Genomic DNA, 12,316 nt, shown 5'->3' with positions numbered 1-12,316 from the left:
TGAAAATAATCATGGATGTCTTGGTATTCATTTGGTATCCATTTTTTCAGCAGTGTCTGCACATACGCCGGCTGCAGGCCATTGGAACCACAGATAGTCGATTTAAGTTCGGCTTAAAGACTACTCTAAGGTTCCAATACCTGAGTCAACAATGGAGCCTTACTCCATTAGCTTCAGCTGACTCTTGCCGTATTCAGTGGCAAACGGCATGGCCTCTTGGGGGCTGAGGGTGAACTCGTTTTCGCAGCCGCTGCCGTTGGGTGTTTCCCAAATCTCGATGCCTTTTGGGCTGAGGGTTAGGTAGAAATAGCCTGAGCCATCTGAGTTGTCGCAATCCTCATAAACTTCCATATCGGCAAATAATTTTTCGCGTAGGGCTGGTGGCAGTTGGTGGCGCATTTCATCAAGGGCGACGTCTTGTTTAAACCATTGCCATGGGTTGAATGGTTGGCCATCACTAAGATTGAAGCTAGTGAAAGTGCGATTGATGCCACCGGCGCCATAACCTGCTGCCCAGCGGTAAAATCGTACGCTTAGCCAATCTTGGTTAATAAAATCGATTTCAGCTCCAGTTTCATCTGTGATTGGCAGGCCGGTTTGCGCCAACATTCTGCGGCGGGTTTCAAAGGTTTCTGCAAGTTGAGTCTTACTCGTTAGTTTCTGCTTTAGCCACTGGTTAATCGCCGGTATGCCTGCTTGCTCGCCTTTAAGCTCCAAGCTGATTTCTGTGCCATAGCTGAGTTGGCGATAGCTAGTCTGCTGAGATGTTGATAACTGAGGATTAGCTTGGTCAGAAGTAGATGACTCAGAGTCTTCATTCTCAAATGGCTGCCATTTACCACGGCTAAGCTTTGGCGCTGTTTCTAGTGGCTGGTTGAAAGCATCGCTGCTGCAGTCATTGATGCCATCAGGACTGATTTGGCGTTCAAGCGTAATGGCTAATGATTTTGTGGGCTTATTTTGAGAGGGCTCAGTATTGGACAACTCTTTATTGAACCTCTCGGTTTTAAAGCGTTCTTTATTGAACCAGAGCCCCGTAAGTTGCTGATCGCTGACATTATCAAACTGCCAGAAGCCAGTTTGCTTGTCTTCTTGCCAATGGTTATCGACCTGCTCGAGTCTAATTGGCGTTAAGTAACGCTGATAGTAATAACTGCCTGTGCCGTATTCATTAAAGCAGACACGAATTTTGCTCTTGCCTAAGGTGCCTTGCCAGATCCCGCTTAAGTCATCGGCGGCGAATACTGGAAAAGTAATGCTTGAAACTAGTGAAGCGAAAATACAAGGCAACATCCGAGTGTACATAGGGCTTGTCTCTGGAGGTGACTAAAAAAACGTCAATCAAGCTGAATGATAGGCTTGGATTTAAAGCGACACATTAGCGGATTAGTGATTTTAAATCAAAGTGTTCAGCAAGAATAACCAAGACGGCTAGAATCATATACTTCAATATCTCTCGTTAATGGACCCAATTCATAACATCAAGCCTTTTGTACTTTCATGTTCGATTTTGAGCTGAAAAGGTTTCATGATTTTGCTGGGTTAGCGTATGCAATAATGCATCGTCAAAGTCGCAATGCTTATCCTCGATAAACGGCTGCAGCGTCTTGACGCAATCAACATCTCGCTGCTGAACAGCACATCAAGATAACAATATTAGGATCTGTATATGAATAACAATGAGATCGCCGAACTTTACCCGCCAATAGAACCTTATCATCAAGAAATGCTGAGAGTGTCTGATGTTCACGAAATCTATGTTGAGCAATCAGGTAACCCTAATGGCAAGCCGGTGATATATCTGCACGGTGGGCCTGGTGCTGGTACCGATCCTCAGTGTCGACGTTTATTCGACCCTGCCTTGTATCGTATTGTTATTTTTGATCAAAGAGGTTGCGGTAAAAGTACCCCAAAAGGCTGCCTCGAAGATAATACAACCTGGGGTCTTATTAGCGATATGGAGCAGATTAGAGCGCATTTAGGCATTGATACATGGCAAGTCTTTGGTGGGTCGTGGGGCAGCACACTGGCGCTGGCTTATGCGATTAATCATCCACAAGTTGTTGATGAGTTGGTATTGCGTGGAATATTTTTGCTGCGCCGTAAAGAAATTTTATGGTTCTATCAGTGGGGGCACACGCTATTCCCTGATTTATTTGAGCAATATATTGGTTTTATCCCTGAAGATGAGCGTGATGATGTGATTCATGCCTATTACAAGCGCCTTACCAGTGATGATAAAGCGTTAAGAATCGCTGCTGCGAGAGTGTGGGGAAAATGGGAAGGCAGCATGTTATCTGTGTTACCCGATCCGGCTCGTGAAGAGCACTTTAGTTCAGATGAATTTTCCGAAGCATTTGCTCGTGTTGAGTGCCACTACTTTGAAAACCGTGCATTCTTTCCAAGCGATAATTATCTACTCGAGAATATCGATGTCATTCGTCACATTCCTACGGTTATCGTACAAGGGCGTTATGATGTGATCACACCTTTTGAAGCGGCTTGGGATCTACATAAAGCGTTCCCAGAGGCGAAGTTTTTAGTGATCCCAGATGCAGGGCACGCGGTTAGCGAGCCCGGGATCAGAACAGCATTGATAGAAGCGACGGATTTCTTTGCTAACAAGTAGCAATATCCATGGCTGAGTGTTTCGAACATATTAAACGATAGAGCTCTGAAACGAGTATCTTGAGGTCATTTGGGTATAGATGGATGCTCTGGGTAATCATATGCAAGATTAATTTCTAAAAGCTGAACCTAGCTTAAGGAATTTCTTATATTTTGCGCGTAGGATCCTGCGCCTGCTGCGCTCTTATATTGATCAAGATACATTGATTGAGAGAGAACAGTAAAAACACAACAGCCATGCCTTATGCGTGGCTGTTGTGTTTTTACTGTTTGGCAACGTCGCTAGCTAGCATTGAATATGATTTAAGAGGATTGCACGTGAGCATTTTGTTTTCACCCAGCCATATTGGCAACATGACACTGAAAAACCGCTTTGTAAGAAGTGCGACGTGGGAAAATATGGCAACTGAAACTGGCCATATGACCGACAAGCTGTACTCGGTGTATGAAGAGCTGGCTAAAGGTGAGGTGGGATTAATCGTCACGGGCTACGCTAACATTGTGGCTGAAGAAAAGCCTAATGCTGGCATGATGGGTATGTACTATGACTCGTTTATCGCTGAATACCAAAAGCTAACTGAGCTGGTACATGGTTACGACTCGAAGATTGTTATGCAGTTGGCTTATGGTGGCACTAAGACCACTTACAATGTGGGTGAGCGAGTGATCTTTGCCCCGAGTGCTATTGCTGAGCGCGGTACCCAAACCATGGGTAAGGCGATGACTAAGTCTGAGATCGATTACATCGTTAACGCGTTTGCACAGGCGAGTCGCCGCGCGCAAGAGTCTGGTTTTGATGGGGTTGAAATTCATGCTGCGCATACCTATCTAATCAATCAGTTTTTAAGCCCTTATTACAACCAGCGAGAGGATGAATACGGCGGCAGTCTTGAGAACCGCATGCGCTTTTTGCTGGAGATCTACGCTGAGATCCGCAAGTTGGTTGGCGAGGACTACCCAATTCTCGTTAAGTTAACGGCCTCTGAGTTTTTCGATGGTGGCTTAACTTTTGCTGAAACCCGCACTATCTGTAAAAAGCTTGCTGCGATTGGTGTCGATGCAATTATTATATCCGGTAACATTCACGGTAATGCTAATACCGTAGTGGGTGAATCATTCGATGGTTATACCATACAAAGTGAAGGTTACTTCCGTGAATATGGCGCTGTGATTAGCCAGGAGGTAAACGTCCCCATTATTACCGTTGGCGGCCTAGCGGATATCTGCGTCATTGAAGAGATTGCAGCGAGTACCAATATTCAGTTCTTTGCTCTTTCAAGACCTTTACTTGCCGAGCCACACCTGCTTAAGCGTTGGTCTGAGGGGAGTACTGCAGAAGTGGATTGTGAAAGATGTTCAAAGTGCCGTACTAAGCGCGGTAATTTCTGTGTGGTGTATAAGAGGCGATAATTGCTTGCTGACGCTGTTAGCGTTAAGCGATTCTTGTTTTGTATGGCACGATGATATCGTGCCTGCTACTTTGACACTGTTCTAGCCGCTCCTGCCACACTCCTCTACAGGTACTTTTACAACTTCCCTTTATATCAATCACTCTCTCCCACCAGTTTCAATCAGCAGAATCGCACAGAAAAATCCACGTTACAGCTTGTTTGTTAGAGAGAACTGTCGTGTTGATTTAATGTGCTGGAACAACCTAATAAAGTGAATTATGCATGTTTAGGCTCGATTTTGCCCGAAAGCCTCATTTATATACTTTTAACCTAAAGGCGTGAGGCGTTATAACCATTTTATGCGTGTCCATAAAGCCTGTCTATAAAGGGGGTGGTTGTGTTTTGGTTGTTTTCTGAACGCCTAATTTTTGGCGGGTAAAACTATGTGAGAACTTGGTCACAATTCTGATTGATTCGAGAGATAAGTTTGTCGACAGTTAGGCTAATTAACATTATTTTATCCTTAGTCCATATTAATCGTAATCTGGATAACTTTCGAGTGTTATAAGACTCACAAAAAAAACCGTTCACACACAATACTCATACTCTTTAACTTAGTATCAAACCCGTCTGGTTCTCTCAGTGCGGCGAGCAGCCTGTGGCGTGCACTTAATCAAATCTGTTTTTAGGTTGTTGCGGACAATAAAAATGAAAAAGCACTTTGAGCTTATCGACAAGCCGACATTTTTCGGCGCGTTAGTATTACTGTTTTCTGTGGTTCTCCCCTTACTGGTATTTCCTGAACAAGGGGCGCAATGGATTGCGGTAGCTAAAACGTTTATGACAGACAAATTAGGCTTTGCCTATTTAGGTCTGGGATTGGCTGCTTTTTTCTTCATGATCTATATCGTGTTTTCAGATATCGGCCAAATCAAACTGGGCGATCCTGATGAAAAGCCTGAATTTGCGTTGGCGTCATGGGCGGCAATGCTATTTTGTGGCGGTATTGGTGCCAGTATCTTGTACTGGGGCACGATTGAATGGGCTTACTATTACCAAAACCCACCTTTCCAGCTAGAAGCGGGAAGTGAAGAAGCGGTTCGTTGGGCGGCCACTTATGGTTTGTTCCACTGGGGACCAATTGCTTGGTGTATCTATATGATCCCAGCCATCCCTATCGCTTACTTCTTTTATGTGCGTAAACAGCCAGTACTTAAGGTGTCGGCGGCATTAATGCCGGTTATTGGCGAAGCAAATAGTTTTGGTAAATTGGGTAAAGTCATCGATATTCTATTTATCTTCGGTCTTTTAGGCGGCGCGGCAACCACGTTAGGTTTAGCGGCCCCTTTGATCAACGAAGGTATTAGCTACTTGTTTGGCATTCCAGCCTCGACGGGTAGTCAAATTGGCGTGTTGATGGTGTGTACGGCCATCTTTGCTTATTCATCTTATATGGGGATGGATAAAGGCATCAAGATCTTGAGTAATATCAACTTCTGGGGTGCGTTAGCTTTACTGCTGTTTGTATTGGTTTGTGGCCCAACAATCTTCATGTTGGAAACCGGACTAGATTCTATCGGTCGTATGTTGTCTAACTTCTTTGTTATGGCGACTTGGGCTGAACCTTTTGGTGGTATGGGAACCTTTGAGGATACACACTTTCCACAAGATTGGACCATTTTTTACTGGGCGTGGTGGTTAGTATTTGCACCGAGTATGGGTCTATTCGTTGCGCGTATTTCTCGTGGTAGAACAATCAAGCAGATGGTATCGGGTGCGGTGTTCTTCGGTTCACTCGGTTGTTCATTGTACTTCATCATCCTAGGTAACTACGGTTTATCGTTGCAGCTATCTGGACAGCTTGATGTGGTTAGCATTCTTAATGCTGAGGGCGCGACTCGCGCGATCTTCGCGATTTTAGAAACACTGCCGTTTAGCACTGTCGTCATCGCACTATTTACGCTGTTATGTGTGATTTTTACCGCCACCACGTTTGACTCGATTTCTTATATTCTGGCGTCGGTTGTACAAACCAATGTGACCGAAGATCCGATGCGTTGGAACCGTTTGTTCTGGGCATTCACCTTGTCATTAATGCCGTCGGCCCTATTGTTTATGGGCGGCTTAGCAACCTTGCAAACTGCGGCGATTGTGGGTGGTTTACCGCTATTGATTATCGCAGTTATGTTGATGATCTCAGGCGTTAAAGCCGCGACTTTAGACTTAGCGCATCAAGATGATTATGTCGATCCGGTGATCAATATTTCTGATCTGCCAGATGTTGATCCTTGGAGTAAAGAAGGTCAGGCATTGGCACGTTTTGAAGGACTACGTGATAACGCGATTGAAGCGGCTGAACTTGAGCGTGAAGCTAACGATGCTATCTGGGAGCTGAAAAAGCAATTGCGTAGAGAAGCGTTGGCACGCGGAGAGTCGAGTGTTGAGCTGGGTGACGCACCCGACGAGATTATCGAGCAGCTACGCCAGTTAACAGATGATTCGATGAAAGCTAAACAGGCTAAGTTAGAAGCGTCACAACTTGCGCAGGAAGCGCGAGTTGGCTTTGATACGCTTATGCGTGAGAAGGAGCAAGGGGAAGCCTTGCAGGCTCAGGAAGATGTTAAGTTAGCGATTCAAGCAAGATTGAATACACCTAGCTAAGTAAGCATATTGTTAGCGCTGTATAGCGTGTGAGTTCAATACCAGTTAAAGGATTTACTGGTATTGAGCGTCAAACTCAAGAGACAAAAAAGCCGCTGATTAGCGGCTTTTTTATTAATAAAATATTGATAATGAACGAATTATCTCATTGTGACGAACTCTTCAGCACCCGTTGGGTGGATAGCCACAACAGCATCAAAGTCCGCTTTGGTTGCGCCCATCTTCATCGCAACGCCAAAACCTTGTAAAATTTCATCCATGCCGTAACCAATACCGTGAATACCCACAACTTTTTGGTCGTCGCCTGCACAAACTAGTTTCATCTTGCACGCTTGGCGATGAGCCGTTACCGCAGTGTACATTGAAGTAAAACCTGAGGTATAAACCGTCACATTGTCTTCGCCGAATTGGGCATTAGCTTCTGGCTCGGTTAAGCCCATAGTGCCAATGGCTGGGTGACTAAATACTACGGTTGGAATTAGGTTGTAGTCCATCTTGGCATCTGTCATGCCGTTGAATAAGCGCTCAGACAGCAGGCGACCCGCTTTAACGGCAACTGGGGTTAGCTCAACACCGCCAGCCATAATGTCGCCCACACAGTAGATGCCAGCGTCTGTGGTGTTTTGCTGCTCATCGGTGATCACATAACCTTTGGCATCTAACTTAACGTTAGTGTTTTCAAGGCCGATATTGCCTGTCGACGGCAGGCGGCCAATAGCCCAAATGAGGCAATCAACATCGTAGCTTTCGCCATTTTCAATCTTAAGCGTTAAACTGCCATCATCATTTTTGGTGACCGACTCTGGCGTGCTGTGAGTGTGTAGAGTTGGGCCGTCAATCGCCATCGACTCCATTAATGCTTCGCTTAGCATTGGGTCGAAATTACGTAGTGGTGCATGCTTACGTACAAATAGGTGGGTGTCGCTGCCAAGTGCTTGCAGTACGCCTGCCACTTCAACCGCAATGTAGCCTGCGCCGACAACGGCAACACGCTTAGGCTGCTCTGCTAATGCGAAGAAACCGTCAGAGTCGATACCGTGCTCGGCACCAGGAATATTTGGAATGGTTGCTGCGCCGCCAGTTGCGATCAAAATGTTATCGGCCGTGTAATGCTCACCGTTGACTTCGATGGTGCTTTTATCAACGAAACGACCGTAACCGCGTACTAGGGTAACGCCGTTGCTTTCAAGGCCTCTGTCGTAAGAGCCATGAATACGGTCGATATAGGCTTCGCGGCTGGCAACTAATGTGCTCCAGTCAAACTTGTTGACGGTAACGTCAAAGCCATAGTCTTTGGCGTACAGGTGCATGGCTTCAGCGACTTGCGCGCCGTACCACATCACTTTTTTAGGCACACAACCCACATTGACACATGTGCCGCCGAGCTCTTTGGCTTCGATAAGCAGAACCTTGGCGCCACGCATAGCCGCTCTGTTAGCCGATGCAATACCGCCACTACCAGCGCCAAGACAGATATAATCAAAATGTTGAGCCATGTGTATCTCCAATAAAGTTGCGAACTGTTGGACAAAAGCAGATGAGTGGGGCTTTTGTACCTGTAATTATGATTAATCCGTGGGTTGTTTAAATCCGATAAACAAGCAATCACGAATTAATTTATTGGCTTTGTGCCAGTTCAAGAACGAACCATTGTAGAGGGAAAAATTTGATCCAGCTAGCCCTATAAATTATGAGCTAGATGACTTAAGTTTAGCGTTTTGAAAGCCCGCATCATTGGCAATGCTATCGGGGGCGGTGGCTGCGTTTAAGTTGTTTGTGTTAGCGTTTATGCTGACAGTTTCCGTGGTCACTCTGATCCGGTCCCTCGGCGCCGCATTTCATGCATTCCCATTCGCCTTGTCTGACGCTTAACTCTTGTTGGTGGTGGCGATTGCGTGAGTTGACTCCAGAGCTTAAGTTGCGCTCTAGGCTGTTCATGCGGCCATTAAGCCAGCGACAACCAGGATCGTTGGCTACCTTGCTGCGACTGGCAAGTTGTTGTTTACGGCTTTGAGGTTTGGCTTTTTTTGTTTTGTTAGTCTTGCTGTTTTTAGCATTGGCTGGCGAAGAGGCTGCAATGGCGGGGGCTGAGTAATTAAAGTGACTCTGGGTTTGGCTGGGGACAGTTATCGGCTGTCCTTTATCATTAAGCACGCTGCCTAAGTCGAGTGAAGGCCTATCTTGTTCATTGTGAGAATTAGGCTTATTGCTAGAGGTTGGTTTACTGCTAGAGATAAGCTCACTGCAATAGCTTGTCTGGCTATATAAGATGATAAGTGCGGCTATCAATAGACGAGATAGAAGTAACATTCCCTGTTCCTCTGTAGCAAGATTAGCGTCCGTGTAATCTCATATGTGTTTGTATCAGTGTTCGTATCAGGATATTGAATTGCTCCAGCTTGAATAAGTGTTATCAAGCAAGAGCACAAGCGGTTAGCTGCTCAGTAATGAGTATAGCTGACAATATTTTTTCAGTGCGGCTTGCTTGGGTTTATTCATAGCGATCCGCTAGGTGTTATTAACGGTATCGCCTAGAAATTCCAGCTCAGGTGCAGGCCTGCAAAGGTTTCATCTAGGCTGCCCGTAATGCCATCATTACGCGCTTCTAACTTTATGTCTTCTTGAGCTATGGTGTGGCTGATATGACCTGATAAGACAAGGTTATTAGGCAGTTGGTATTCGGCTTCAACACCAAACTGAAAATGGTTCGGGCCATCATGTTCTTCGGTGACGTATTGAAAGTCAAAGCTTTGGGTGACATATGGACTAACCGTTAAGCCTTCGGCCAACTCCCAATTGCTATGCAGGCTGACTTCAACAAAATAGCCTGCAGCTTCGGTAGAATAGGTGTAACTCACAGAAGGAATTAACCACTCAACAGCTGTGTATTCCAATGAGCTAAACAGTTCATTGTCATGGGCGCGCTCGTCGCCATAAAACTCTAAACGCTGATAGCCGACGCTACCGCTTAAGTTTTCGCTGAGCTGAAAACCATATTCAATACCAAAGTTCCATTCGATATAGTTTTGGCTGTCCCCACGACCTACGCTGGCATACAGATTAAGGTTATCTTTTTGTACTGCGGCAGTCGCCCAGTAAATGCCACCTTTGTCTAGGTTATTACGGCCTTCTGAGATGTATTTTGAGTCCCAGCCTAGATCGATAAGCCCCTGAACTTGTCCGCTATCATCAAGTGCTCGCTTTTCGATGATTTTAGTATTGTGCGAATCATCGATATTGGGCGCTTCATCAGCAAAGGCAGCAGTACTGATTAATAACGACAATAAGACTGTGCATCGGCTCGTTTTTATCATGTGTGAACTCAAAATTTTGGCGAAAGAAATTGACCTCTCGCATACTAGATTTAAACGCAAGAATGTAAATGATAATGGCTCGTATTTGCGATCTGGTTTGCAGTATCGTTAGCGCATAAAATTTGTGCTGAAAAGTTTGACTTTCGTCATGGTAAATCGATTTTCCAGCTGTTAGAGCTGACAATCTTTACAAAGAATTATGGGCTAAATATTGAATAAGGCCTCATTAGCCCTTATCTCTTAAGTATCAACATAGAATGTTAAGGAATCATCAATGAGCAATCCTTTGCTAAACAGCAACAAGCTACCGCCTTTTTCAAGTATTAAGCCTGAACATATTCAGCCAGCTGTCGAGCAAGGTATTGACGATTGTCGTCAAAAGATCGAACAAGTATTGGCTAACCAAGATCCGTTTACCTGGGACAATTTCGTTGCACCGCTAGAAGAGGTTGATGATCAACTGGGTAAAATCTGGTCACCTATTTCGCACATGAATTCGGTTGTTAGCAGCGAAGAGTGGCGTAAAGCCCATGATGCTTGTCTACCATTACTGTCTGAGTACGGTACATTTGTGGGTCAGCATCAGGGGCTTTATGAAGCCTACAAGTCACTTGCTGAGTCGGCAGAGTTTGCTCACTACTCCCAGGCGCAGAAGAAGTTGATTGAAAATAGTCTACGCGACTTTGAATTATCAGGTATTGGCTTAAGCGATAGTGACAAGTTGCGTTACGGCGAGCTTGTGAAGCGAATGTCAGAGCTAACCAGTCAGTTTTCTAATCAGTTATTAGATGCCACGCAGGCTTGGACTAAGCTTATCACCGATGAAGCAGAGCTTAACGGTTTGCCTGAGTCAGCTGTTGCGGCAGCAAAGGCAATGGCTGAAGCAAAAGAGTTAGATGGTTGGTTATTTACACTAGATTTTCCATCATACCTACCTGTGATGACTTACAGTGAAAACCGCGAACTGCGCGAAGAGTGTTATCGCGCTTTCGTTACGCGTGCATCGGATCAAGGTCCTAATGCCGGTGAGTTCGATAACGGTCCCTTGATGGATGAAATTCTGGCTTTGCGTCATGAGCTTGCAAATCTACTTGGCTTTGACAGTTACGCGCATAAGTCATTAGCGACTAAGATGGCAGAGTCTCCTGTGCAAGTACTCGACTTTTTAACCGAACTTGGTGCTCGCTCTAAGACTCAAGGTGAGACTGAGCTTGCAGAGCTAACTGAATTTGCAGAGAAAGAGTGCGGTGTAACTGAACTTGAGGCTTGGGATCTAAGTTTCTACGCTGAAAAGCTTAAGCATCATAGATATGAGATCTCGCAAGAGTTACTGCGCCCTTATTTCCCTGAAGACAAAGTCTTATCAGGTTTGTTCTATACCGTATCGCGCCTATTTGGCCTAAAGGTTGAAGAGCAAAAAGAGTTTGATACTTATCATAAAGACGTACGCTTTTTTAATATCACTGACAGTAATAATGAGCATCGTGGTAGTTTTTATCTCGACCTTTATGCTCGTGAAGGTAAACGTGGCGGTGCTTGGATGGATGATTGCCGAGCGCGTCGCATGACAGAAAATGGCTTACAAGATCCTGTGGCTTATTTAACCTGTAACTTCAATGCGCCAGTGGCAGGTAAGCCTGCACTGTTTACCCATGACGAAGTCACGACTCTGTTCCATGAGTTTGGCCATGGTATTCACCATATGCTGACTAAGATTGATGTGGGTGGCGTGTCGGGTATTAGCGGTGTGCCTTGGGATGCGGTTGAGTTGCCTAGTCAGTTTATGGAGAACTGGTGTTATGAGGAGGAAGCCTTAGCTGAGATCTCTGGTCACTATGAAACAGGCGAGCCTTTACCAAAAGCCATGTTAGATAAGATGCTAGCGGCGAAGAACTTCCAGTCAGGCATGATGATGTTGCGCCAGCTTGAGTTCTCACTGTTCGATTTTAAGATGCACCTTGAGTTTGACCCAGCTAAAGGCGCAGAAATTCAACAAAAGTTGGATGAAGTACGTGAGCAAATTGCAGTGATCAAGGCCGCTGAGTTTAACCGTTTCCAGCATAGTTTTGCCCACATCTTTGCCGGTGGTTATGCGGCAGGTTATTACAGCTATAAGTGGGCCGAAGTCCTTTCTGCTGATGCATTCTCACTGTTCGAAGAGCAGGGGATCTTTAACCCTGAAACAGGTAAGCGCTTCCTAGAAAATATCTTAGAGATGGGCGGTAGCGAGGAGCCTATGGAGCTATTTAAGCGTTTCCGTGGTCGTGAACCGCAAACTGACGCTTTGCTTAGACATAGCGGTATTACCGGTTAGTCATTAAC

8 protein-coding genes are annotated in these 12,316 nt (G+C 45.3%); 4 read left to right on the top strand and 4 right to left on the bottom strand.

Annotated features, from left to right (window positions below; all coding sequences use genetic code 11):
- Positions 1 to 159: 159 nt before the first annotated feature.
- Positions 160 to 1,305, bottom strand: a complete 1,146-nt coding sequence (locus tag ACVBIU_RS03345) for a hypothetical protein (RefSeq protein ID WP_447163078.1) — start codon at positions 1,303 to 1,305, stop codon at positions 160 to 162.
- Between the two features lie 364 nt (positions 1,306 to 1,669).
- On the opposite strand from ACVBIU_RS03345, the gene pip reads away from it, so the two are divergent.
- From pip to ACVBIU_RS03330, 3 genes are all read left to right on the top strand, one after another.
- Entirely contained in the window at positions 1,670 to 2,629 is a 960-nt protein-coding gene (pip, locus tag ACVBIU_RS03340; RefSeq protein WP_447163077.1) for a prolyl aminopeptidase, read from the top strand.
- A gap of 317 nt (positions 2,630 to 2,946) precedes the next feature.
- On the top strand, positions 2,947 to 4,038 hold the full coding sequence (locus tag ACVBIU_RS03335) for an NADH:flavin oxidoreductase (protein ID WP_447163076.1): 1,092 nt from the start codon (positions 2,947 to 2,949) through the stop codon (positions 4,036 to 4,038).
- A gap of 689 nt (positions 4,039 to 4,727) precedes the next feature.
- Positions 4,728 to 6,680, top strand: coding sequence for a BCCT family transporter (locus ACVBIU_RS03330; protein ID WP_447159031.1), 1,953 nt, complete (start codon positions 4,728 to 4,730; stop codon positions 6,678 to 6,680).
- Positions 6,681 to 6,820: 140 nt separating this feature from the next.
- On the opposite strand, the gene gorA is transcribed toward ACVBIU_RS03330, so the two are convergent.
- The 3 genes from gorA to ACVBIU_RS03315 all read right to left on the bottom strand — a co-directional run bounded on the left by gorA (position 6,821) and on the right by ACVBIU_RS03315 (position 9,994).
- Positions 6,821 to 8,176: a glutathione-disulfide reductase gene (gene gorA, locus ACVBIU_RS03325; protein WP_447163075.1), complete on the bottom strand. Its 1,356-nt coding sequence runs from the start codon at positions 8,174 to 8,176 to the stop codon at positions 6,821 to 6,823.
- Between the two features lie 283 nt (positions 8,177 to 8,459).
- On the bottom strand, positions 8,460 to 8,990 hold the full coding sequence (locus ACVBIU_RS03320) for a hypothetical protein (RefSeq protein ID WP_447163074.1): 531 nt from the start codon (positions 8,988 to 8,990) through the stop codon (positions 8,460 to 8,462).
- Positions 8,991 to 9,211: 221 nt separating this feature from the next.
- Positions 9,212 to 9,994: a hypothetical protein gene (locus tag ACVBIU_RS03315; RefSeq protein WP_447159028.1), complete on the bottom strand. Its 783-nt coding sequence runs from the start codon at positions 9,992 to 9,994 to the stop codon at positions 9,212 to 9,214.
- 274 nt (positions 9,995 to 10,268) lie between these two features.
- Here ACVBIU_RS03315 and prlC point away from each other — a divergent pair, with 274 nt between their 5' ends.
- Positions 10,269 to 12,308: an oligopeptidase A gene (gene prlC, locus ACVBIU_RS03310; RefSeq protein ID WP_447163073.1), complete on the top strand. Its 2,040-nt coding sequence runs from the start codon at positions 10,269 to 10,271 to the stop codon at positions 12,306 to 12,308.
- The last annotated feature ends 8 nt before the right edge of the window (positions 12,309 to 12,316 follow it).

The sequence above is a fragment of the Shewanella sp. 30m-14 genome (assembly GCF_052977125.1).
The sequence above is the reverse complement of the archived record's forward strand: the minus strand, read 5'-3'. Positions and strand labels throughout refer to the sequence as shown.